The 24,721-nt window shown below is 32.1% G+C and carries 28 protein-coding genes; 5 read left to right on the top strand and 23 right to left on the bottom strand.

Annotated features, from left to right (window positions below; genetic code table 11):
* Positions 1–26 precede the first annotated feature (26 nt).
* From CBF36_RS07160 to CBF36_RS07090, 15 genes are all read right to left on the bottom strand, one after another.
* Positions 27–1,568 (bottom strand): DUF2142 domain-containing protein, encoded by a 1,542-nt coding sequence (locus CBF36_RS07160; RefSeq protein WP_125957771.1) that lies wholly within the window; start codon positions 1,566–1,568, stop codon positions 27–29.
* Positions 1,569–1,619: 51 nt separating this feature from the next.
* Positions 1,620–1,961 carry a DMT family transporter gene (locus CBF36_RS07155; protein WP_125957770.1) on the bottom strand — a complete coding sequence of 114 codons (342 nt, stop codon included), beginning with the start codon at positions 1,959–1,961 and terminating at the stop codon, positions 1,620–1,622.
* On the bottom strand, positions 1,958–2,308 hold the full coding sequence (locus tag CBF36_RS07150) for a DUF2304 domain-containing protein (protein ID WP_125957769.1): 351 nt from the start codon (positions 2,306–2,308) through the stop codon (positions 1,958–1,960). The genes CBF36_RS07155 and CBF36_RS07150 overlap by 4 nt, the downstream gene beginning before the upstream one ends.
* A 4-nt stretch (positions 2,309–2,312) precedes the next feature.
* Positions 2,313–3,023 carry a glycosyltransferase family 2 protein gene (locus CBF36_RS07145; RefSeq protein ID WP_125957768.1) on the bottom strand — a complete coding sequence of 237 codons (711 nt, stop codon included), beginning with the start codon at positions 3,021–3,023 and terminating at the stop codon, positions 2,313–2,315.
* Entirely contained in the window at positions 3,024–3,860 is an 837-nt protein-coding gene (gene rfbD, locus CBF36_RS07140; RefSeq protein ID WP_125957767.1) for a dTDP-4-dehydrorhamnose reductase, read from the bottom strand.
* Positions 3,861–3,876: 16 nt separating this feature from the next.
* Positions 3,877–4,905 carry a dTDP-glucose 4,6-dehydratase gene (rfbB, locus tag CBF36_RS07135; RefSeq protein WP_125957766.1) on the bottom strand — a complete coding sequence of 343 codons (1,029 nt, stop codon included), beginning with the start codon at positions 4,903–4,905 and terminating at the stop codon, positions 3,877–3,879.
* A 1-nt stretch (position 4,906) separates the two neighbouring features.
* Positions 4,907–5,479, bottom strand: coding sequence for a dTDP-4-dehydrorhamnose 3,5-epimerase (rfbC, locus tag CBF36_RS07130; RefSeq protein WP_125957808.1), 573 nt, complete (start codon positions 5,477–5,479; stop codon positions 4,907–4,909).
* Between the two features lie 9 nt (positions 5,480–5,488).
* The gene (rfbA, locus tag CBF36_RS07125; protein ID WP_125957765.1) at positions 5,489–6,361 is read right to left on the bottom strand and encodes a glucose-1-phosphate thymidylyltransferase RfbA; all 873 of its coding nucleotides are present in this window, start codon (positions 6,359–6,361) and stop codon (positions 5,489–5,491) included.
* Between the two features lie 20 nt (positions 6,362–6,381).
* On the bottom strand, positions 6,382–7,161 hold the full coding sequence (locus CBF36_RS07120; RefSeq protein ID WP_125957807.1) for a glycosyltransferase family 2 protein: 780 nt from the start codon (positions 7,159–7,161) through the stop codon (positions 6,382–6,384).
* A gap of 153 nt (positions 7,162–7,314) precedes the next feature.
* Positions 7,315–8,784 carry a GH25 family lysozyme gene (locus CBF36_RS07115; RefSeq protein WP_125957764.1) on the bottom strand — a complete coding sequence of 490 codons (1,470 nt, stop codon included), beginning with the start codon at positions 8,782–8,784 and terminating at the stop codon, positions 7,315–7,317.
* Between the two features lie 86 nt (positions 8,785–8,870).
* Positions 8,871–11,090, bottom strand: coding sequence for a C39 family peptidase (locus CBF36_RS07110; RefSeq protein ID WP_125957763.1), 2,220 nt, complete (start codon positions 11,088–11,090; stop codon positions 8,871–8,873).
* Between the two features lie 23 nt (positions 11,091–11,113).
* Positions 11,114–11,641, bottom strand: a complete 528-nt coding sequence (locus tag CBF36_RS07105; protein ID WP_125957762.1) for a hypothetical protein — start codon at positions 11,639–11,641, stop codon at positions 11,114–11,116.
* Positions 11,642–11,832: 191 nt separating this feature from the next.
* Complete coding sequence (tagD, locus tag CBF36_RS07100; protein ID WP_125957761.1) at positions 11,833–12,228, bottom strand: glycerol-3-phosphate cytidylyltransferase; 396 nt, start codon at positions 12,226–12,228, stop codon at positions 11,833–11,835.
* Between the two features lie 19 nt (positions 12,229–12,247).
* A complete protein-coding gene (locus CBF36_RS07095) occupies positions 12,248–13,600 on the bottom strand; it encodes a hemolysin family protein (protein WP_125957760.1) in 1,353 nt (450 codons plus the stop codon).
* 102 nt (positions 13,601–13,702) lie between these two features.
* Complete coding sequence (locus CBF36_RS07090; RefSeq protein WP_125957759.1) at positions 13,703–14,815, bottom strand: AI-2E family transporter; 1,113 nt, start codon at positions 14,813–14,815, stop codon at positions 13,703–13,705.
* Positions 14,816–14,925: 110 nt separating this feature from the next.
* Here CBF36_RS07090 and CBF36_RS07085 point away from each other — a divergent pair, with 110 nt between their 5' ends.
* The gene (locus CBF36_RS07085) at positions 14,926–15,360 is read left to right on the top strand and encodes a GNAT family N-acetyltransferase (RefSeq protein ID WP_125957758.1); all 435 of its coding nucleotides are present in this window, start codon (positions 14,926–14,928) and stop codon (positions 15,358–15,360) included.
* A 47-nt stretch (positions 15,361–15,407) separates the two neighbouring features.
* Here the strand turns inward: CBF36_RS07085 and CBF36_RS07080 are convergent, their stop codons facing one another.
* The 5 genes from CBF36_RS07080 to CBF36_RS07060 all read right to left on the bottom strand — a co-directional run bounded on the left by CBF36_RS07080 (position 15,408) and on the right by CBF36_RS07060 (position 19,201).
* Entirely contained in the window at positions 15,408–15,617 is a 210-nt protein-coding gene (locus tag CBF36_RS07080; RefSeq protein WP_125957757.1) for a hypothetical protein, read from the bottom strand.
* A gap of 180 nt (positions 15,618–15,797) precedes the next feature.
* On the bottom strand, positions 15,798–16,331 hold the full coding sequence (ntdP, locus tag CBF36_RS07075; RefSeq protein WP_071457324.1) for a nucleoside tri-diphosphate phosphatase: 534 nt from the start codon (positions 16,329–16,331) through the stop codon (positions 15,798–15,800).
* A gap of 115 nt (positions 16,332–16,446) precedes the next feature.
* Entirely contained in the window at positions 16,447–17,586 is a 1,140-nt protein-coding gene (mutY, locus tag CBF36_RS07070) for an A/G-specific adenine glycosylase (RefSeq protein WP_125957756.1), read from the bottom strand.
* Between the two features lie 3 nt (positions 17,587–17,589).
* A complete protein-coding gene (gene recX, locus CBF36_RS07065; protein WP_125957755.1) occupies positions 17,590–18,381 on the bottom strand; it encodes a recombination regulator RecX in 792 nt (263 codons plus the stop codon).
* 43 nt (positions 18,382–18,424) lie between these two features.
* Complete coding sequence (locus CBF36_RS07060) at positions 18,425–19,201, bottom strand: hypothetical protein (protein WP_125957754.1); 777 nt, start codon at positions 19,199–19,201, stop codon at positions 18,425–18,427.
* Between the two features lie 191 nt (positions 19,202–19,392).
* On the opposite strand from CBF36_RS07060, the gene CBF36_RS07055 reads away from it, so the two are divergent.
* From CBF36_RS07055 to CBF36_RS07040, 4 genes are all read left to right on the top strand, one after another.
* The gene (locus tag CBF36_RS07055; protein ID WP_125957753.1) at positions 19,393–19,893 is read left to right on the top strand and encodes a sigma-70 family RNA polymerase sigma factor; all 501 of its coding nucleotides are present in this window, start codon (positions 19,393–19,395) and stop codon (positions 19,891–19,893) included.
* A 74-nt stretch (positions 19,894–19,967) separates the two neighbouring features.
* Positions 19,968–20,177 carry a DUF1659 domain-containing protein gene (locus tag CBF36_RS07050; RefSeq protein WP_125957752.1) on the top strand — a complete coding sequence of 70 codons (210 nt, stop codon included), beginning with the start codon at positions 19,968–19,970 and terminating at the stop codon, positions 20,175–20,177.
* Positions 20,178–20,212: 35 nt separating this feature from the next.
* On the top strand, positions 20,213–20,425 hold the full coding sequence (locus CBF36_RS07045; protein WP_125957751.1) for a DUF2922 domain-containing protein: 213 nt from the start codon (positions 20,213–20,215) through the stop codon (positions 20,423–20,425).
* A gap of 62 nt (positions 20,426–20,487) precedes the next feature.
* Positions 20,488–21,288 carry a GH25 family lysozyme gene (locus CBF36_RS07040; RefSeq protein ID WP_125957750.1) on the top strand — a complete coding sequence of 267 codons (801 nt, stop codon included), beginning with the start codon at positions 20,488–20,490 and terminating at the stop codon, positions 21,286–21,288.
* Positions 21,289–21,332: 44 nt separating this feature from the next.
* Here CBF36_RS07040 and CBF36_RS07035 read toward each other — a convergent pair whose 3' ends face one another.
* The 3 genes from CBF36_RS07035 to CBF36_RS07025 all read right to left on the bottom strand — a co-directional run bounded on the left by CBF36_RS07035 (position 21,333) and on the right by CBF36_RS07025 (position 24,561).
* The gene (locus CBF36_RS07035; protein ID WP_125957749.1) at positions 21,333–22,499 is read right to left on the bottom strand and encodes a nucleotide sugar dehydrogenase; all 1,167 of its coding nucleotides are present in this window, start codon (positions 22,497–22,499) and stop codon (positions 21,333–21,335) included.
* Positions 22,500–22,623: 124 nt separating this feature from the next.
* Complete coding sequence (locus CBF36_RS07030; protein WP_125957748.1) at positions 22,624–23,496, bottom strand: ATP-grasp fold amidoligase family protein; 873 nt, start codon at positions 23,494–23,496, stop codon at positions 22,624–22,626.
* Positions 23,497–23,502: 6 nt separating this feature from the next.
* Positions 23,503–24,561, bottom strand: a complete 1,059-nt coding sequence (locus CBF36_RS07025; RefSeq protein ID WP_165865412.1) for a lipopolysaccharide biosynthesis protein — start codon at positions 24,559–24,561, stop codon at positions 23,503–23,505.
* Positions 24,562–24,721: the final 160 nt, after the last annotated feature.

Raw genomic sequence — 24,721 nt, 5'->3', positions numbered from 1 at the left:
CCCCGTTAATACCTTTATTTAGATTTTTAATAATATGCTCCAACTCGCATTGTACACATCCATACTAAAAATAATATTGAAACAAATAATACAATTCTATTATACTTTTCTTCATTGAAATATGGTTGCCTACCAAATTCATCTACTGTAAATAATTTTTCTGATAAATTAAAAACAAATGTTAACAAAATAAATATACCAAAGAAATACCTTCCTTGAACACCTTTAATAATCGGTTCTCCAACACCTGTAAACGTTAAATACATAATAAAATTAGTTAACAAAATAATCCCCAGTGATACACCAATAATGGCTAATTTAAAAAATGGGTTGATTTTATTTGCCAATCGTCTTGGATACATAAAGACAACTGAACCAATAAACATCAAGTATAAGGCATACGCAATATCAGAAACATGGTATGACCAACCAAATGTAAAGTACTGTTTTAGTAGCAACACGGTATTCGTTCCACCAATTAGCATTGATTGAAGAAATGCTTTAGGGTGAGAGATTATATGACTAATTTGCTTACTTTGATCAACTGAACCAGGTAAATCTGTTGGCTCTAATGTCGAATAATATTTAGTCCATAACAAACCAACTACAATAATTAATGCAATCGCAATAAAATTACTTAAATAAACTTTTTTCGATTCATATCGTTTAATAGGGATAAATAACATCAACCCAATCAACATAATATACGGTAATTTTGTAAAGGCCATCAGTCCACAAAGAACACCAATGACTGCCACATCTTTATATGTAATAGCTTCTTTTTTATCAAATAATTGAATAAATTTCGCTGCTATTAACAAACATAGGCCGTAAAAAAAAGCATCCTGACTAAATGACGCAGCGATATAAACAGGTAAATGTTGTATCGAAAAAACAGCGATAATCATTTTCCATTTTCCAGCCATCTTCACTGCAAAAAATGCCATAATGGCATACATTAGTAAATTAAAAAAGCGTCCCAAATAGAACATAACTCCTAAATTACCATTAGATAACACTTTACCCAACCAAATACCAAATGCACTTGGTAAATACATCACTGTACTGTATGGTCTCGTTGCTTTAATTTTTGTTTCACTTTGCTTGTTTTTATCAGTTTTCATACTAAATAATTTTGTATGAAAGAAATTTTTCTTTGGATCTAACCTATTTATACCATTATATCCAGTCATTTTGTTCAACTTGTCATAATCTTTAGAAATCTGTAACTTATCATTGTCATTTTGTAATTTGAAATTTCCCTCTGATATATAGACAGCTCGTCCAAAGTGAGCTGGTTCATCTAACACATCAAATACAGGAGAAAAAATAACAAAAAAAGAACCCATCATAACAATTGTCACAAACACGACATTTTCTGTTTTAAAAAATGAGGTTGCTAAAATAGGAATAATCGATAGACCAAAAATTAAAACAACAAACTTCCAGTATACATTATCAAAACCTGTGGAATAACTTGCTCCAAATATTGTTAAACCAGCAGCAATAAGTAGAAGATATTTATTTTCCCAGCAGACATCAAATAAAGATTTTATTGATTTTTCCATTTGCTCAATCAAACTCTTTCTCTTTCGTAGATTTTAAAAAAACTCTGCTGATTAACCTTTATTAATCAACAGTGTTCCCGCTAAAATAAGTACGATACCAATGATTCCATATAAACTAATCTCTTCTTTTAAGACGACTGAAGAACCAACTAGTATCAATACATTTGTTATCCCCAATCCTAAAGGAACAATAAAACTAACATCAGATTTTGAAATAATAATCATCCATAAAACAAAACTTCCTAAATAGCACAATAAGCCTAAAATGCTTAATCCCGGAAAATTCATATTCAACTGATTGTTAATGATTTTAATTGATAAATCTGATGAACCTAGTTTAAACAAGATAATACCTGATGAAGATAATATCACGTAAATAAGAAATAATATCATTTATTCCTCTCCTTTTCTTCTGATTTTTCTTTTAAAATTGACACTTCTTGAATTAATTTTTTTATTTCATTACTTTGTTTGGTGATTTGTTTTGTAGAAGAAATCAGTTGAAGTAAACTAAACAATACTGCCATCACCAATAAGAAATTAGACATTGTTTCAAATCCTAAAATCTTACTTAACGATTCTGGGATACTAGGAAATACAGCAAACACCACCATAATGAGAGCTACCGCTAACCACATCAATGAATATTCTAAGCTAAATGTAGATTTTTTAATAGAACGAACCACAAAAAATAAAAAAAGTAAGGAAAAAAGAATCATTGATAAATATAATGCATCCATTTCTCTAGTCCCCCTTATCCGACAGTAAAATAATAGACGTTAACACTTCAACCATATAACGAACCGATTTAAATGGTGTAATGGAAGATTTTCCTTCTGTTCTTTCAAACATGTTTACACCAGTTTCTTTCACTCGTCTATTTTGTTTAATAAGAATAGCGTTCGTTTCTGGTTCAGGATATTTTCGAGGATAGTTTTTAGCAAAATACTCAATAATTTGCTTATTTGCTGCACGATAACCCGAAGTCACGTCCAATATCGTCACACCTGTTCTCATTTTGATAAAAAATGAAATCAGATTAATCCCCATTCGCCTAAATACTGATGTTTTAAACTCTGATGGTGAGCCTTCTACAAATCTTGAGCCTATTGTAAAATCTGCTTGATTCTCCACAATTGGCGCAATCAAATGCTCTAAAGAGTCAATGTCATGCTGACCATCACCATCAAACTGTACCGCAATATCATAATTATTATAATAAGCATATAGATAACCTGTTTGCACAGCTCCACCTATACCTAAATTATTAATTAAATGAATACTAGGAACATCATGAGTTATTAATAACTCTCTAGTATTGTCTTTAGACCCATCATTAATCACAATATAATCTAAATCAAATGATATTTTTTTCTTATAATCTTCTATAGACTGAGTTGTTTGTAAGATACTTGCTTCTTCATTGTATGCAGGTATTATAATTAAAACCTTCATCTACACTCTCCTTAAAAAACTTGTTAAAGCATCTGTCCATGTTGGAACTACAAAACCTAATTGCTTTGTTTTATCCAAGTCTAACACAGAATACATTGGTCGTTTTGCTACTTGTGGATAATCACTTGAAGCAATCGGAAGTACTTCAACCTCTGTATCTTTTAAAATTTCTTTAGCAAATTCATACCAACTACACACACCATCATTTGATAAATGATACATGCCATATGGTGCATTTTCTTGAATCACAAACACCATAAATTCAGCCAAAGTTTTTGTCCATGTTGGACGACCAATCTGATCATCAATTACGGTTAATGTTTGATGAGTTTCCGATAGTTTTTTCATTGTATAAACAAAGTTATGACCGTATTCACCAAATACCCAAGATGTACGAATAATATAATAATGATCTTGCATGATTGCTTGCACAGCCTCTTCACCTAATAATTTTGCTTTACCATATTCATTTTGTGGATTAGTCGCGGCATCTGTTGCATATTCATGTGTGGTTTCTCCATCAAATACATAGTCCGTACTAATGTAAACTAGTGTCGCCCCAATTTTTTTAGCCACAGAAGCAATATTTTCAGTTCCCTTTACATTAACCTCATAGTTTATTTCTTTTCCTTCATCTTCTGCTTTATCAACTTGAGTGTAAGCGGCACAATGAAAAATGACGGATGGGTTTATTGTTTGAACAACTTCTTCTGTTTGTTCTTTATTTGTAATATCCAGTGTTTCTTTCGTCGCTGCAACATAAGACAACTTCTTATCATCTAATAAATGACATAATTCTTGTCCTAATTGACCATTACTTCCTGTTACTAAATACACTTACCTGTCACCTCTTTTACTGACCCTGTTCTTTGTATTTATTTTCAACCATTTCTTTTTCATCAATCCACCAAGATGTATTATCTTCATACCATTTTATCGTATCTGACAAGCCTTCTTTAAAATCAGTGAATTTAGGTTTCCAACCAAGCTCTTCTCTCAATTTGGTTGAATCAATCGCATAACGTAAATCATGTCCTGCACGATCTCTTACGTGTTCGTAATAATCTGTCGGTTTCCCCATTAACTCTAAAATTAGTTCTAATACTTCTTTGTTATCTTTTTCTCCATCAGCACCAATTAAATATGTTTCACCAATTCTTCCTTTAGTTAGAATTGCCCAGACTGCCGAAGAGTGGTCTTCTGTGTGAATCCAGTCTCTGACATTTTCACCTGTACCATATAATTTTGGTTTAATATCTGAAAGAATATTCGTAATTTGTCTAGGGATAAATTTTTCGATATGTTGATAAGGACCATAATTATTCGAACAATTAGATAGCGTTGCTTTTAATCCAAAAGAACGAACCCATGCTCTAACTAATAAATCAGATCCTGCTTTAGTTGAAGAATAAGGACTAGACGGGTTATAAGGTGTTTTATCTGTAAATTTTTCGCCTTCACCTTCTCCGTGACCTGGCAAATCTTTTCTTAATGGCAAGTCACCATACACTTCATCTGTTGACACATGGTGAAAACGGACATCATATTTACGACAGGCTTCAAGTAGCGTGTATGTTCCTAAAATATTTGTTTCAATAAATGGTGAGGGATCTACTAGTGAATTATCATTGTGAGACTCAGCGGCATAATGAACGACAGCATCTGCCTCACTAACCAATTTATCTACCAATTCCTTATCAGTGATATCTCCGATAACTAATTTTACTTGCTCTTCTGGCAAACCGCGTAAGTTTTCTTTATTTCCAGCATAGGTTAATTTATCTAATACAATCACTTCGATTTCTGGATGGTGATTGGCAACATAGTGTACAAAATTAGACCCAATAAATCCTGCCCCACCTGTAACTACAATTCTTTTCATCTTATATTCTCCCATAAATAAAATCATTCATTGCTTCAAATTCTTTAAATGTTGGATGATTCTTATCTTTTTCAGATAAAATAGCTTTTTCAACATTAATTGGCCAATCAATATTTAATGTACTATCATCAAACGCAATACCAGCGTCTGCTTGTGCACAATAATAATTATCACATTTATAAACAAAGTTAACATCTTTCGTTAATGTTAAAAAGCCATGAGCAAATCCTTTTGGTACAAGTAATTGACGTTGATTGGATTCAGATAAAATAAAGCCTTCCCACTTACCGTAAGTTGGGCTATTTTTTCGCAAATCAACAATGACATCATAGACTGCTCCTGTAATAACTCGAATTAATTTTGTTTGAGCATGCTCACCTTTTTGAAAATGCAAGCCTCTTAAAACACCTGCTTCAACAGAGAGTGAATGATTATCCTGAACAAAATCATAAGTTAAACCTGCTTCATTAAAGTCTTCTCTCGAATAACTTTCTGTAAAAAAGCCTCGATGATCACCATAAACAGCTTGTTCGACTAAATAAGCATCTTGTAAAGACGTTTCCGTTACTTTTATCTTACCCACTTATTTTCCCTCCTCAGCTAGTCGAAGTAAATATTGACCATATTGATTTTTCTTCAAAGGCTGTGCAAGTTTTATCACATCTTCTTTGGTAATATATCCCATGCGATAAGCGACTTCTTCTAAACAAGCAACCTTTAGATTTTGGCGTTTCTCGATTGTTTCTATAAACATCGATGCTTCTAATAAAGATTCATGTGTACCAGTATCTAGCCAAGAAAAACCACGTCCCATCACTTCAACAGATAAGTCGCCTCTTTCAAGATACGCTTTATTCACATCCGTAATTTCAAGCTCTCCACGTTCAGAAGGTTTAATATTTTTAGCAATATCAACCACATCATTATCATAAAAATAAAGACCTGTCACTGCATAGTTAGATTTGGGCTGTTCTGGTTTTTCTTCAATAGAAACAGCTCGCATCTCTTCATCAAACTCAACCACTCCAAAACGTTCTGGATCATTGACGTGATAGCCAAAAACAGTCGCGCCACTTTCTTTACTAGAAGCATTTTGCAATAGCTTTGATAACCCTTGTCCATAATAAATGTTGTCTCCTAAAATAAGACAAACAGAGTCATCTCCGATAAAGTCTTCACCAATAATAAAAGCTTGAGCTAAGCCTTCTGGTTTTTCTTGAACAGCATACGTTATATCTAACCCTAAGTCATGACCATTGCCCAGTAGTTCCTCAAATCTTGGAACATCTTGTGGGGTAGAGATAACTAAAATATCTTTAATACCTGCTAACATTAATACTGATAATGGATAATAAATCATTGGTTTATCATAAATCGGCATAAGTTGTTTTGATGTGACTTTTGTGACTGGATATAATCTTGTCCCAGATCCTCCAGCTAAAATGATACCTTTCATTCTTAACACTCCTAAAAAGTTTAGTTATTTGAATCTTGACTTTTTACATAAAATTTCATAATAAAGTTAGCCATATGTTTATTCCAAAACTTATTAAACATCATAATATCTTCTTGCGTTCTAATATTATCTTTAATGGTATTTGTTGTTTCAGATTCATCATGAATTCTATGTACCATTAATTCACTAGAATCATACAAAAAGCGTCCCTTTTTCATTCCTATATCATACCACGCTAGCCAATCTAATGATACTTTCATTTTTTCATCAAATTGAAATCCATTTAATTTTTTTAAATTATACGTCACAGCTGGACAACATATTGGATTACCAAAGCCTAAAACTTTTTTTCTCCAGAAATTTGATTTATTAAACATAGAGATTGTTTTTAACATGATATTTTTAATCTTTAAATTGGTATTAATTGGAATCACTTCACCATTTTTCCATTCACGGTAATTTGAATAAGCAATTAAACCATCTGGGTTATTTTCCAACAACTTCATCATAGATTCAGTGTATGTGGGTAAATACAAATCATCTTGATGTGCAATAGTGGCATAATCTGTTTCAACAAACGATAAAGCATTATTCCAATCTTTACCAATAGAGCCACCTTCTTTAGTAACTAAAGGTAAATCATATTTTTTACAAATGCTTTCTATGTATTCATTTGGTGTTGATGTATAAACTAATAGCTTACTTTTCACTGTTTGATTTTCAAGAGATTCAATACATTTATCTAGAAAGGAGCTTTCTTTGTAAGCACATACAACAAATGTATGATTATTATTTTGCATAGTCATAACTATATTCTCCTTTTATTCTTTATTTAAAGCTAATGACACATTCTTATTCATTTTAACTTAATACCATAAAAAAGAAAACCACTAGACTATTTTACTCAACAAAAGTTAAGTAATAATCTAATGATTTTCATTATTTTAAGGTTATTAGCCTTTTTCAACTACACCATTTTTAATCATTCTCATTTCAATGGCTTCAATTTTCTTACCGGCTGTTCCGGCTGGCATACCTTCTTCTTTCCATGCTGACCAACCAACATCTTGTGAATGTACACGGTATTGAATTCTTCGACCTGTTTGTAGTAAATCGTCATTACTTGCAAAACAAACTCGTTGAATAGCTAAAGCTTGTCCTTCTGTTCCGGTAATGCCCGTTCCTGATTCTACCCAACGGCCATTAATATCTTGGAAGCTTGAACGAATAGAATTTTTTTCTTTATTCCATCGAACATCAATTGCTTCTAGTCGTCTGTTTTCACCAGTTGTTCCAGATGTGTATTCTGTTCCTGCATAACCTAACCATCCTTTGTCTGCTACATGTGATCTATACCAAAGACCCATAGCTGGATTAGGGTTTTGTTGGAAAGTACCACTATTGCTACCACCGCCATTATTTCCACCATTTGATGATGAGCCACTGCTTTGAGTATATTTTCCAGAATAATCTGAAGAGATATCAAGTGTTCCACTAAGACCAGGAACTGTTAATTTTGATGACCATTGCCATGCACCATAATTTGCGTATTGTTGTTGTGTATTGATTTGATATGGATAGGCAGCAACCCACAAGTTTTTATAACCTAGCTTATCTGGACTAATAGCCCCACTAGTAATCCAATACGCTCCCACATAATGTGTCACATTTCCAAATCCTAATTCATTTAGTCGCTTTTGGAAAGCTAATGATGTTGCATTATGGTCTGCTTTACCAAAAATTTTAGGATCTTCAATATCATTCACCATGACTGTTGATTTAGCTAATCCTAATCTATTAGCAGCCTGAGCAAAATACTCCGCTTCAAGTTTTGCTTGAGCATTATTACTATGCCAACTATAATGATAAGCCGAAACTTTAAGGCCAGCTTTTTTAGCATTATTAATTTGTCCTTCAGCTAAAGGGTTAACGTAACTTGTTCCTTCTGTTAATTTAACAACAACACCAGTTACACCAGCATTTTTTAATGTTTTATATTGATCAACTGATAAGACACCATTATGTGAAGACACATCTATGAACCCTTTTTGTGGCGTATTTTTATCATATAATCCTACATAAGGTGTACTTGATGAACGAGAAGCGATTTTTGAATCACCTGGTTCTAAATCTGAACGATTCGCCGGAAATTCATTTTCAGTATCAGATAACATAAATTCTAATGCTTTTTCTTCTGCACTTTTTTCTTTTGCTACTTCTTCACTTGATGATTCTGTTGTTTCTACTGTTCGTATCGCTGGCTCTTGTGATTCGAGTGTACTTGATTCTTCTACTACACTTTCGCTCGTTTGTGCCACTGGTACTTCTGTTGTACTTGATGTTGTGGTATTTTGCGCATTTGCCAATACTGGTGCGCATAATAACGCTAACGTTAATGCGCCAATTTTTACTTTATTATTCATAATTTTCTATATTCCCCCATAGATAAGATAAGATAGCATCTAAAAAAGCATGCTATCTTATTTTAATTTCACTTTATTATTTTTATCTATCTGATGACAATCGCTCCGCCACCAAATTCTTTGTTAAAATCTGATACTGATAACCAGTGTTTTGCCCCTTTATCATACTTCTCATTCTTACCACCAGTCATTGGTCCATCACTTTCTTTATAGTACAATGGATCATAAACTAAAAATTGATTATTTTTGTAACCAACAATTACTTTAGCATGATTTCTAACTGTATCTTTTTGATAAGAAGAATAACCATAGTATAATACTGGATTTCCAGCTAATACTTCATTTTTAATTCCTTGAGCATTTGTTCCAGAAATATCTTGAACATTTGTATACCAGCGTTTCATGTACTCAGTTAATGTACCCGGTGTAATAACCCAACCAAATCCTTCGCCTGTATAAACATTTCCTTTTTGTCCACCTTTATACTCAGGATACATTGGTAAATTATCTTGTGCGTATTTCAAATCCACATTAACTCCTTTTGAACGAAGTAACATGGTCATAGAAGCCGCTGCACATCCCCATGGAGCAAATACTGGTGTGTATTGACTCACATATGGAACACTTGAAATGATATTTGATGTTTTCTTAACTCTAAAAGCATCTCCAACTTTTCCTGGAGCTGCACCACCTTTTGGTACTAATTTCACTTGGATAGCCTCTACATGATAAGCATATCCTTCAGTTCCTGCTGATTGACCATTTTTAGCCCAGCCTAACCAACCAAAGTTTTGTGCATGAACTCGGTAATAAACATCATATAATTTGTTTAAGTCACCAGTTAATTTAATTTGATACGCTTCTGTTGGCAATGCTCTTCCGACAGTTCCTGATAATTGACCATCTGCTACCCAATCTTGCCAACCAATATTACGAACATGCGCCTTATATTGAACACTACCGTTTGTCTGTTTATTTGGAATAGAAAGTTTTAACCCTTCAACCCATAAATTTTTACCAGTAGTTCCAGCCACATCACCATTGATTACAGCTGATTGCCAACCAATATTTTTCACGTGTGTTTGATAAGCAACTTGTTCACTTTTTAGGAATGAATTCCCTACTGAAGGAGCACTATTATATTTAGGAATTAGTTTAATTTGAACAGCTTCTACTTTAAATCCAAATCCTTCAGTCCCTGCTGATTGACCATTTTTAGCCCAACCTAGCCAACCAACATTTGATGAATGCACTCGGTAATAAACATCATATTTGTTAGCTAAGTCACCAGTTAATTTAATTTCATAAGCTTCTGTTGGTAATGCTCTTCCAACTGTTCCTGCTAATTGTCCACCAGTTACCCAATCTTGCCAACCAATATTACGAACATGCGCACGGTATTGGATATTAGCGGCTGCAGCTGAATCACTTAAATTGATTTTTAAGCCTTCAATCCCTTTGTTACGTCCTGTTGTTCCAGCAGTTTTACCATCTAATACCGCATCTTGCCAACCAATATCTTGAACATGTGCTTGATAATTAATTGTTGTTTTCTTAACATAAGGTGTTGTTGTATTTGCAGGTGGTGTTTCAGATTTTTTCAATAATTTAATTTCAATTGCTTGAACATTATAAGCAAATCCTTCACTACCCGCCATTTCGCCATTTTTAGCCCAGTCTAACCAACCTAAATTAGTCGTATGAACTCGGTAGTAAACATTGTAATGGTCTGCTATTTCACCAGTTAATCGAATTTGATATGCTTCTGTTGGTAAAGCTTTCCCAACTGTTCCTGCTACTTGACCTTCTGATACCCAATTTTGCCAGCCAATGTTGCGAACGTGAGATTTATATTCGATCCCGCCAGATAAATCCCCTTTGTCTAAAGAAATTTTTAAGCCTTCTAAAGCTAAGTTTTTACCAGTTGTTCCAGCTAACTCACCATTGTTAACAGCAGCTTGCCAACCAATATTTTGAACATGCGCTTCATATTTAATCCCTACTTCTAGGTTTTGTACACTTGTTCTTTCAGTCGCTTTTTCAGACGAGTCTGTTGTCTTAGTCGCTGCTTCAGATGATGTTGTTTCAACTGTTTCTTCACTAGTAGGTGGTGTTGATTCAACACTTCCACTATCTAACAATCCTTCATTCCCACTGTTTACTTGCGATATACCATTATCACTTGCTTGTGTTTGCGTTGGTTGCTTGTCACCAGTTGGATTTTCTGCTAAACCAACCACCGGATATGTTGCAATATTAGCTAACAAACACGTTAACATAACATAATTAAATTTCTTATTTCTCATTTATAATCCCCCAAAAAATTTTATTAGTTTTCTAGATAAGGAAAACTAATCTCTCCATTTTTAATCACAAAAAAACTACCTTGATCATTGTAATGGTTCACCAATTCAATTGAATAATCATTTCCTAAACTTGATGAAATGGACTCAGAAAAACCTGTTAACGAAGATGATAAATCATCTAATTGCTGTTTATCATCTGATGTTGGATTATTTACTAGCTCAGAAAGTACTTTATCCATTGGTCCATCTTTTTTAGCTTCTAACAAAAATTTATCATTTGCCTCATCAAAGCTAATATCAAACATTCCTGACATCCCTTGATTTAGAGAATCTAACATGGTCTCAACCTTATCGTTTTTAGATAAAGTGGTCGATTCTGTTGTAGCAGACTCTTTCACACTAGTATTGGTAGATTTTTCTTTTTCACTGACAGATGTCTCACTTTGAATTGACTGAGATGACGAATTAGTCTTTTTTTCTGTTGTAGAGCATCCAACCAGGTTCAACATAAAAAATCCAGTTAGTCCCATTAGCACAATATTTTTTCTCACATAGAACCTCCTTTTTATAAAAACCATACTTTTAAAAAGTTTAACATATTCTTAATAATACTTTCAACTAATTTTCGAAATTTGAGCTAATTTTAGTTTACTTTTCATTTATTTTTTGATTAACTTTTTCCTTAAAAAAATAAAAAAAAGACACTTAATTATTTTTTAATAACTAAGTATCTTTCTATTTTTTATTTCTTATTTAAATCTTTTTTGATTTGTGTTGTCGAGATTTCAGGAGTACGTTCAAGATAGACAACATCTGCCCCTGTTTCTTTTACAAAGTCAAATTGACCTTTCCAGTCGTCTCCCATGACAAATACATCCACTTTAAATTCGTCAATGTCTGTCATTTTTTGGTCCCATGCTTCCTCAGGTATAACTAAGTCCACATAGCGTATTGCTTCTAACAACATTTTTCTTTTTTCATATGAGAAATAACATTTTTTTTGTTTTTCATTCCAATTGAATTCATCCGTAGATAAAGCAACGATCAAATAATCGCCTTGTTCTTTCGCACGACGTAATAAGTTAATATGTCCGTAGTGTAATAAATCAAATGTTCCATATGTAATTACTTTTCTCATGGTAATACCTCACTATCTATTAATCATCATCACGTGATTTATAATATTTGTCGTCTTCATCTTCATCAACTTCATTAATGGTAACAAGTATCTCCAATAAACGAGTCCCTTCTGACTTATACGTTGTTAAGTCAATATGATCCACATGAATGGTTAGACGCTCTTCTTTTTCAGGAATAACTCCCAACTCAGTAATCATAAATCCAGCCATCGTATCAACATCTGTCATCGAAATATTTGTTCCAAATTTTTCGTTAAAATCATTGATTGGCATACGTGCTTCAATCAGAAATTCATTGTCACTTACTTGTTTTAACAAATGATCAATGGTTAATTCATCTGATTCATCGTCAATCTCACCAACAATTTCTTCCAATAAGTCTTCAAACGTTACTAATCCAGATACACCACCATACTCATCTAGTAATATTGCCATATGATTTTGTGTTTTCTTTAACTCAAGTAATAAATCATCAATAAAAATCGTTTCTGGTACATACAATGGTTCATGTATCACGTTTAACAGATTTAAATTTTCAAAGCCTTTATTCCTTGCTTCTTTTAGTAAGTTTTTCAAATGTAAAATCCCAATGACTTTATCTTTATCATCATCATAAACTGGAATTCTAGAGAAATTGTTCCCTAACACTTTATCAATATTTTCTTCTGCCGTATCATGGATATCTATCATAAAGGCTTCTGTACGAGGTACCATCACTTCTCTAGCCATGGTTGTATCTAAATCAAAAATCCCCTGTACCATCTCTAACTCATCAGAGTCCAAGACTCCTTCATTTGTTAATAAATAAGCCATTTCTTCACGAGTCATGCGTTCTTTTTCATCATCAAATGTCATAGGGGTAATACGACTTAATAAGTTTGTCGAACTTGATAATAACCATACAAATGGTCTCATCACTTTACCTAATAACGAAATAGGTCCCATTACAAATTTTGCAACCTCTTCAGGTTTATTTAAAGCAATTCGTTTAGGATATAACTCCCCAAATACAATCGAAATATATGTTAATAACACTAAAACGATGACTTGTGATGCTTGTTTTGCCCATGGAGCACCACCAAAAATTGGTGCTAACTCTCTAGCAAATGAATTTGCCAAAGATGCCCCTGACAAGATAGTGACTAACGTAATCCCTACTTGAATCGTTGATAAAAAATTTCCTGAATCATTAATTAAACCTAATAATTTGATAGCCGTTTTATTTCCTTCTTCAGCCTTACTTTCTAATCGGTTTCTATTTACCGATATAACGGAAACCTCCGCAGCGGCAAAAAACGCATTAAGCAACGTTAAAACAACCAAAATAATAATATTGATAAAAATAGACTGACTCTCAGGGTCAGCGTTCATAAGCTTTTCTCTCCTAACATTTATTCGTTCTTTTTAATATTCCTCCGAAAATCGTATCATAATTGACAATTAAATTCAATATAAAAGATATATACTCCTGTATTATTTAACGGGAGTATTTTCTTCTTTAATACGCTTATTTAATTGAACCATATCATAAACATAAACAACAATTGTTTTACACACTGCATAAAAAGGAACACCTAAAATCATTCCCAGTAGACCAGCGATATTTCCTGCAACAAGTAAAATAATAATAATCGTTAAAGGATGGATGTCTAAACTCTTTCCTATAACGTTTGGATAAATGATATTGCCGTCAATTTGTTGTACGATTAGTACGACAATACAAGCTAAAACAGCTTTAATCGGATCGGTAAACACCGTAACAAATAGAGCTGGTGCCAATCCTATATAAGGGCCAATATAAGGAATCATATTAGACAATCCTGCAATCACGCCAAACAAGAACGCATAATTCACACCGATTATCATATAACCAATACTTGTGGCTACCCCGACAAACAAACACTCTATCATTTGACCACTTATGTATTTTGAAATGGTTTGACTCATTTTCATCAGTAACTCAGTCATTTCTTTTCTATGTGTTTCTGGGAAAAAACGTGTCACATTCGGCAAAAATTTATCCCCATCTTTTAACATATAAAATAAAATAAATGGAACAGTGAAGATAATCATCACAACCCCTGCCATGGATGAAATGAATGACCCTAATCCATTTCCTAAACTGGATAAAGTGGTTTTAATAATATTACCAAAAGAAACATTCCACTGTTCTAAGTATTGTTGGATATCGACATTTTTCATAACAGGATGATGGGCGACTTCATTAATTGTTTTTTCAATCGCCACATAAAAATCTGGTGCTGCTTTAGTTAACATGGTAATTTGTTTAATCAAATTAGGGATAACTGACATGATCAACAGTAATACTACACCCACTAAAAAGAGCATAATAATTGTGACAGCCCAGGTTCTCTTGATTCCTTTTTTTAACATAAACAACAAGATTGGATTCACACAATAAAATAAAAAACCCGATATGATGATGGGGGCAAACATGGTTGTGAACAATGTGCCGATCGGTTTAAATAAAAAATTAATTTTTGTTCCTACTAAAATTAACGTCGCTATGATAAGTAATTCCAGCGACCAAAACATTAATTTGGATGCTTTTAGTTTTTGTAGCATATATTCCCCTCGCTTTATCTAAATTCACGTAGGTCTATTATAATCTATTTGTTTTAAAAAAACTTCTAATTTGATAAAATTATACAAACCATAACAAAGGAGGAACAAATATGTCACAATTATTTCATACAGAAGACCTCAATTCTACTGTCTATCACGATGCCAAAACAATCCGACTAAATGTCTTTGTTAAAGAACAACACGTTCCTGAATCTATCGAAATCGCTAATGAAGATCAAGCCATTCATTGTGTATTATATGATGATAATCAGCATGCTTTAGGAACGGTTCGCTTATTACCTATTGATAGTACCTCTATGAAAGTCCAACGTATGGCTGTTGAGAAAGAAGCAAGAGGCAGTGGCGTCGGAAAACAACTCATGATGTATGCAGAAGAAGTCGCAAAGCAATACCATACTTCTACTCTTATTTTAGGAGCACAACTACACGCTTTTGATTTTTACCAATCACTAGGTTATGAGCCTTTTGGCGATACCTATCTAGAAGCCAATATTGAACATCAAAACATGAAAAAAACGATATAAAAATAAACAAGACAAAGATTATCTCCTTGTCTTGTTATTTTTATCCCTTACATTTCTTTAATCGACATGACTTGTCTTTCTTTACTATAGTTAATAGATGCTTTCTTTGGTATGGTCATCACTTTCTTTTCAGGCTCGATGACTTCATGAATTATTTTTTCAGAGGCTACAGTATCTTGATGCGACACCTTTAAAATCACCAAACCAATACAAAGAACGGCACTTATTAAGAATAGGATAGATAATTTTTTCTTCACTTAAATACCCTCCTTTATTCATCTTGTAAAAAGTATAACATAATAACTTCAAACAAAATTGTTATTTTTTTCGTTTGAACAACCAAAAAAATAACAAAAAGACGATGAGATTATTCATCGTCTCTTCATTATTATCCTCATTGCTTATCAAACCCTGAATTTACGAAACAGACAGTTGTTTCATTTTCTTGATAATTGTTGATACCTTTTATACCAAATATCGACGTATTCATCAGAGAAAGGACCTTTTCCTTCATTAATCCAGTCTACCAAAATCTTCACATTTTCTTTAAGGACAATATCAATTTCATTTGGGTAGTTCATTAGCTTTCGATGATCTTCATACTCATCAACATCTAATAAGCGTTTTTCTCCATCAGGAAACACTTTTATATCCAAGTCATAATCAATATACTTTAAAGCTTCCTCATCTAAAACATACGGTGAGGCAAGATTACAATAGTAGGAAACTCCTTTCTCTCGTATCATAGCAATTATGTTGAACCAATATTTTGTATGGAAATATACAATAGCAGGTTCACGCGTCACCCATCGTCGTCCATCTGATTCTGTCACAAGTGTGTGGTCATTCATCCCAATTATCGAACACTCACTTGTTTTTAGGACCATTGTGTCGCGCCAAGTTCGATGTAAACTACCGTCATGCTTGTAACTTTGGATCGTGATAAACTCTCCCTCTTTAGGAACACGCATCACTATTTAATCCTGCTTTCCTTGACAATAATTGTCAAATTTTCACATGGGTATTAAATTTATCATTTAACACCAATATCAGAATTATTATAGCATATCTTACCCAACTATATCACTAATTATTCATACTTTTCTTCAGTATGTCGACCATCTTTTGCTGTGGCTTGGGAAAAACATACTGTGAAAATTCATCCAAGTAAACCCACTCCTGATTATTTAAACAATTATCTGCTGAAACACTTAATGTATCTGCCACGACTAATATATGCCATTTTCTATGACTAAATATGTGTGTCACTATTCCTAATAATTGTTTGTCTTTTATCGACTCTTTTTCATCGTCATACAGACTTAACTGCTCGGCTACCATTTTAGTAGAGGTTTCAACTGTATCATAAGCTTGTGACAAACCATCATACTCTTCTTTTGTCACTTCTTTCATCGGAAACGTCCACATGTCAGCTAGTAAACCATCTGATGGTCGCTTTTCCAATAAAAAAGCCCCATTATCATTTTTTAAAATGTTTGCTACATAGTAAAGAGGTTTCGCTTTTTCCTTTTTCTTTTTGACTGGATAGCTGGATGTCATATCTGTTTTATAAGCTTCACAATAGTTTTTTATAGGGCATGTTTGGCATGAAGGTTTTGTTGGTGTACAAATGGTTGCCCCTAAATCCATCAATGCCTGATTAAAATCTCCTGGTTCTGTTTGAGACATTGTTTCTCTAACGTATTTGTCAAAAACTTTTCGTGTTTTAGGTAAAGCAATATCATCAGACAAACAAAATAAGCGACTGTATACACGCATCACATTTCCATCAATCGCTGGCTCTGGTAATGAAAACGCAATGCTTCCAATCGCTCCACCTGTATATGGCCCAATCCCTTTTAAAGATAAAATATCCACTATGTTACTTGGCATCTTTCCATCAAATGTTTCTACTATTTCTTTTGCAGCATGTTGCATATTCCTTACACGCGAATAATAGCCTAGTCCTTCCCAAGCTTTTAACAATTTGTCTTCATTAGCATTGGCTAACTCTTCAATCGTTGGAAACCACTCCATAAAACGATTAAAGTAAGGAATTACTGTGACGACTTGGGTTTGCTGCAGCATAATCTCAGACACCCATACTCTATAAGGATCTGTTGACTCTCTCCACGGCAAGTCTCTTTTTTCAAGATGATACCATGTTAATAAATCCTCTTGAAATCTAGCTTTTTTTTCTTGTGTCCAAGCTAACTCTTCACTCATTTTTTACTCTAACTCCATCTCTTTTTCTTCTATATAACGATTGATATCATCAAACGAAAAACCTTTTTGATATAAACTTTGTTTAATCTTTTGATTTCTTTTTCGCGAATCTAATCGTTCATGTCGTCGCCATAGCTTGTCTCCTTGATTGACTAGTAGGCCATACTCATCTTCTTCCTCATCAAAATCTAGCTCGTCGATTAATTGAGAAATCACATCAGTGTGAAATCCTTTTATAAATAATTGTTGACGAATTTTATTCACACGCTCTTTTTGGCTTTTTTGTTGATATTTTCTCAACATCTTTTCCGTTAATTTTTTTCCCAACTCCAATTGATGTGAGTCACCGAATAACACCAATGCGTCAGCAATCGTCCCACTATCTACCCCTTTTTTCATTAAAAATTCTTTAACTCCCTGAGGTCCTTTATCTGTTGTTCTAATAGCTGTACGCACGTAACTCTCAGCAAATACTTTATCATCTAATAAAGAGAGTTCTTTTAGTTTATCAATAATCATTACTATTTGCGGGTAACTAATCTCTTGTTTTTTTAGATAGTCTTTTATTTCTTGCTCACTACGTAATTGATAACTTAAATAATTTAGTGCTTTCTGATACCCTATATCAAAACTCGCTTCTTCTTTCACTTGTTTTAGTAACTCAACAGATATCTCACTGCCTTTAAGTAAACGATGTTTCACTAATGAATCTTCTGAAACAGGCATCTTTAATCCACTTTTTGTTGTTAAAAGATACCCTGTTTTTTCTTTTTTGATGCTTTGAATGACTTCCATCTATCTTAGCCTCCTTGCATCTTTTTACTATATCATATTTTACTTAGATTTTATCCCAATAGCTATCATATTCCTCTATAAACTCGTTAATCGTCAATGTCTGATGTAGTTGTTGGATGGTTAAAAAATAATCTACTTTATGGCGACAGATAGTTAACCATTCACTATCAATAGACTGTGGTCGAAACGTTGTATGTTTTAATTGGTTAACTAAATAACTACCCTTACCTAACATTTCTTCCCCTAACATATCCATTGCTTCTGGATAGAAATAAAGCAGGTAATCATTCAATGCTGATAGTGTTCTAGTTTTTAATGTTTTGCAATCATAATCCATATCAATCCCTAAATAATTATAAAAATTAACAGTTGTCATCCCTTTATCTAACTTATGAATAGTTTCAACGTACATTAAATTAATAAAGCTCGTATCTTTTCTTACTGAACCATTTAATGGGACAAAAATAAATGGTTGATCAATCATTGGTTGTTTATAACGTTTTCGCTCAAATTTATTATATAAATCAACCGTATGTATCGCTTTTTGAAAAATATGATGGTGTCTTTCATTGTACTCACTCATCAAACTTTGCGTGCTAGACGTAGTTAAAATAGGGAGTTGCGTAATCGAAAAAAGCAGCGTCTTATAGGCTAATCCCAAATTAGAAATATCGTGAATAAAATAAATATCATCAGATAAATGTGTTTGTCCTGTTTTAACACTACAAGGTAAAAATTTGTTATATAAATCATTTAAATTTATTGAATCTCCATGCGTTAACTCTTCATAAATTGCTAATTTTCTGCCTTCGATTTTCATCAACATCTCTCCTATACATTGTTTTTTAATCCACTGTTATTTTAACATATCCGCTATATTTTTAAACCGTTTTCATACATTTTTTGAGGATTTTACGTAAAAAATTCAAATATTGGTTTTTCACTTAGTTTCTCCGTTTCACTATACTCACAGTGGCTAGCCAAATGATTACTTTTGAGAGGATAAAATGTATGGAAGAACATATTTTTACGACCTATCATTCGCTTATCTTAGGCGCATTGAAAAAATGTCATATTACCCCACTGCATAAAGATTTTGATGATTACTTACAACTGGCAAGAATTGAATTACTACTAGCTTATAGATTATATGAAGAAAACCCTGATGAGCATCCACCTTTTCGTCCCTTTGTATACCAAAAAATTTATTGGTCAACGTTAGATGCTATCAGAAAAGAGCAACGCCGTTTTGATAAAGATAATGTGGAAGACTCCTTTGTAGAATCTATCCCCCAAGATGACGATATTTCGTGTTGTTTGACAACTACTGACTTTTATTATGAACTTATCAAAACCCTATCAACAGATGAACAACATTTTTTAAATGATCGCTTTTTTGAGCAACTAACTATCAGTCAAATCGCCCATAAACACAACGTTGCTAGACAAACTGTCTATCGTTGGCGAGATGGGGTGAGAAAAAAATATCAAAAAATTGAAAAAAAGGTGTGACACTTTTGGTTTGGGAAACGTTTATATAAGTGTAAGGCGCGCAACTTACAAAAACAAAAAAGGACGTGACTATCATGGAAAAAATATTTGACAGTAAAAAAACAATCTTAACATTTAAAGCATTGGAAGATGAAAAACCACGCAAACAAACACTTTCTAACATTCGTGAAAATGCAACAGATGAAAGTATTTTGGATTTAGGTGAAGTATTTAATGACCTTGCACCAACTGATGAGCCATTAGAAAGATTAGCGATTGTAAATACTCATCACTATGATATGTAACAAAATCACTCAAACAACCTTAGGAGGACTTACACATGAAAAAATTAAACTTAACATTTTTAAACGAAGACAATAAAAAAGCCACTCTTGTACCAAAAGTAGCTAGACAAGATTTAACAAAGGACGAAGTTAAAGAAGCAATGGATATCATTGCCACACTTGCTTTATTTGAATCAAATGGTAAAAAACTTTATGTCACACCAAGATCTGCTCACTACAGTGAAACCATCATTACTGAATTATTCTAAAACTTATAGACGGCGTTTAACACAAACGTCGTCTTTTCTTATCACAAAAAGGGGGACACATTATGTTAAAAGTTATTGATTTATCCAATCATCAACGAGGTATGTCACTTGATACTCTTCAAGCAGATGCCTTCATTTTTAAAGCAACAGAAGGTACTTATTTTATTGATGATACGTGTGACACTTTCGTCCAACAAGCAAAAAAACTTAATAAACCTTATGGCGTTTATCATTTTTTAGATCAGAGTGATGTCATTAAACAAGCTGATTTTTTCTTAACACATATTAAGGGATACATTGGTGAGGCTATTTTAGTGCTAGACTATGAAGAATATGGTAAGCAAGGCGCTAAAAAAGCCAAAGAATTTTTAGATTATGTGTATCAACAAACGCATGTCAAACCTCTTATCTATATGAACGAAAGTGATGCAAACTCAGACGATTGGTCCGGTGTTGTAAGTAGTGACTATGCTTTGTGGGTTGCCAAATACTCTACTCAATCACCCTCTGTCACTCAATGGCCTGACATTGCAATGTGGCAATTTACTAGCCAACCAGTTGACACTAGTTATTTTTACGGAGATAAAGAGGCATGGAGTCGATATGCTTCCGTAAAAAACACTGTCACAACACAAAAAGCAACTTATCATACAAGCGGTACTCGTTTTGAAGCGTTAAAATCACTCATTATTTATGCAGATGAATCATTTAAAAAAGCATCTGGCATGCATTTTTCCAAAAGTACTATCTTTGATATTAAGCAAATTTGCCACACCAAAACAACAACGCATGCTAGTATTTTCTATAATCATTGTGAGGTATATGTTACACTTCATAAGGATTATGTTAGAAAGATAGATTAGGTAAAAAAACACACTTTAAACGAAAAAGTTTAGAGTGTGTTTTTTTAGTCTTGATGAAAAATATCCCTTGTATATATTTTATCCATAGAGTCAGATAATTCTTTTTCTAGACGGTTTGTTACAATGACGTCTGATTTTTCTTTAAATTCAGCTAAATCAGTTATTACTTTAGAATTAAAAAATGTTTTTTCTTTTAGTGTTGGCTCATAAACAATGACTTCGATTCCCTTAGCTTTTAATCGCTTCATGATTCCTTGTATAGAGGAATACCTGAAATTATCTGAATTTGCTTTCATGGTCAATCTATAAATGCCAACTACTTCTGGTTTTTTGGCTAATATTTGTTCTGCAATAAAATCTTTTCTTGTCCTATTAGATTCTACGATAGCACTTATAATATTATTAGGCACTTTGTCATAATTTGCTAATAGTTGTTTGGTATCTTTCGGTAAACAATACCCACCATATCCGAACGACGGATTATTATAATGACTGCCAATACGTGGATCTAACCCCACTCCTTCAATAATCTGTTTTGTATCTAATCCTCTTATTTCTGCATAGGTATCCAATTCATTAAAGTATGACACTCTCAATGCTAAATAAGTATTAGAAAACAGTTTAATCGCTTCTGCTTCTGTTGAATCTGTTAATAATATTGGACTATCTTTTTGATATGAGTTATCTAATAATAATTGCGCAAAGACCTCAGCACGTTTGCTTCTCTCACCTACAACGATACGTGAAGGATATAAATTATCATATAATGCTTTTCCCTCTCTTAAAAATTCAGGGGAAAAAATAATATTATCTGTTTGATATTTTTCTTTTAGCTCTTTTGTGTAACCAACTGGTACAGTCGATTTAATAATAAATACTGTATCTTGGTTTATCTCTAATCCTTTTTCAATCACACTTTCAACAGTTGATGTATTAAAATAATTTTTCTTTTCATCATAATCTGTTGGTGTGGCTATAATACAATATTCTCCATGATTAATTGTCTTTTCAAAGTCTGTTGAGAACTCTATCATTAAAGAATCATCTTTTAAAAATTGTTCTATTTCATCATCAACTAATGGTGAAATTTTTTTGTTTAGTAATTCTATTTTTTCAGCTACTATGTCATATGCTACAACATTTTCATTTTGTGAGAGTAGCAAAGCATTAGCCAATCCAACATAGCCTAGACCTATTACTGATATGTTCATTAAGATACCTGCTTTACTGTTTATTTATTCATATCAATTTTTATCATTTCAATAATTGATATGAATGAATGATTATAGCTTCTTTCAACTTTTCTAACATAAATTGATTTATAAATTTTAATACTCATTTGCTTAAATCTAATTGTTTACCTAATAATAAATCTATTTCTTCAAAACGATCCTTGTTTATACCGGCACCTGGAGTAAAAGTTAGCTCTCCAAAAATAATCTGATTATCTTCAGAATACAAATCCACCCTAACAAATTTAAATGGTTTTGATAATGCTTCAGATATTGCTACCATATCCTCATAATTTTCAGGTAGGTGGATTGGTAAATTATTCTCAATAGCTTCCACACTAGATTTATTGTAGGGTACAAGTTCTCCCTTAACATTAAAATAATAAAACTTAGTATTACCTGTTTCTCTTTCTTCACAACTCATTATACAAAGTGCTTTTCCATGAAAACAAAATATTTTATAGTCATTCGGTAATTTTCCACTTTGAGTTTCTATATATTTTTCAATTAATATTTTCTTTTTTATGTGTTTATATTGCAATTCAGAATAAATTTTCCAAAAGTCCTCATTTTTCCACAATTTTAGTTTTTCTTTTGCATAACCTATATCAAAATTATTGATATCTGAACAGATAAGATTAAATCCAGATCCATGGTTCATCTTTATAACAAATTTTTCTGGTAGCTTCTCCCACTCAATTTCATCTACATCATCGTATATAAATAGTAATTCATTTAAAAGATTACCATCTATTCTCTGAACATAATCACGAACTAATAATTTATCTGTACATTTTGTAACAAGTTCATTATTTCCATATTCATTTAGTTTTAGCCATTGTATTTTTTCATTCAATGTATGAGGGGGATTTAAATTTAATCTGCGTTTAAATATTCGAAAATAAATTAATCTTGTTGCAAATGTTGGTGAAATATCTGATAAAATATGATAATTAATAGTTTTTAATATTCCCATTAAAACTTACCACTCCTTATTTTTTAATTTAATCACTACATTTACCTTAAAAATAGCTGTCAATATAAAATACACAAATATTCCTAAGATACCTTGTAATATTGTCGTAAAAATTTCTGAAGGCATATGCTTAGTAAAAAATAAAACTATAAAATACATAATTAACGAACATAAAAAATAAAAAATAATGTTCCTAACATTAAATTGAAAATCTGTATGTTTTTTTAAATCAACTAATCTAATCAATGTCACTACACATTCTGCAATGAGAGTAGATATAATTGAACCATATATTCCCAAAACGGGCAGTAATAATATATTCAATAAAACAGAAATTATAGCTGAAATTATTACGGATATATTAAATTCTCTTATTCTATTTCTAGGAATCAAATATTGTCTAACAATTGAGATTCCTAAAGGCATTATTATTACTAATGGAGAAAAAATAGGAACTGTTTTATTCAATAACATGAAATCACTACCAAAAAACCACGGAATCATTTGCCTATTAATAGCTAAAATTCCAAACATCAATGGTACACTCATAAAAAATTGTAAATCTATAGTTTTTTCCATTGTTTGTATCATTTTTTTATAGTTATTATTTGAAAATAATTTCGTCATATGAGGCATTAAAACTGTATCCATAGTACCTATTAAAGTTACAAAAATTGTAATTAATTGTAATGAACTTGAATATAACCCCACTGCTATACTTGAAACTAAAATACCTAATAATGTTTTATTTAAATTTGTATATAATGATATAGATATTTTTCCTATAAAATATTTTAAAGCAGGTTTGAAATGTTTCAACGATTTTTTTATGCTAGGTCTTATCCATCTTATATATTTTTTTAAAAATAACCAAAGTGATATATTAGAAATTAAAATACTAATACTTTGAATTAAAAAATATAACCATAAATCATCAGTATTTTTTATAAAAAATAAAATACATAAAAAAGATATGATTTTTATTATAAAATTAATTAATGATATTATCTTAAAGTCTTCAATACCGTAATAAAACCAGCTTATATCAAACAAAGTTGCTAACAAAGTTATACCTGAAATTAAAAAAAATAATCTATCGATAGCGTAAAATATTTTGTGTAAATAGAAATTTTAGGTAGATAAAAAGAAAGTCCATTCTGTAAAATTAAAGTTACCACAACCGAAATTTTATAGGAGGACTTTCTCATGACTAATTTTACTACAG

It is taken from the genome of Vagococcus bubulae, from assembly GCF_003950315.1.
Classification (GTDB): Bacteria; Bacillota; Bacilli; order Lactobacillales; family Vagococcaceae; genus Vagococcus; species Vagococcus bubulae.
This window is presented reverse-complemented; position numbering and strand designations above follow the sequence as displayed.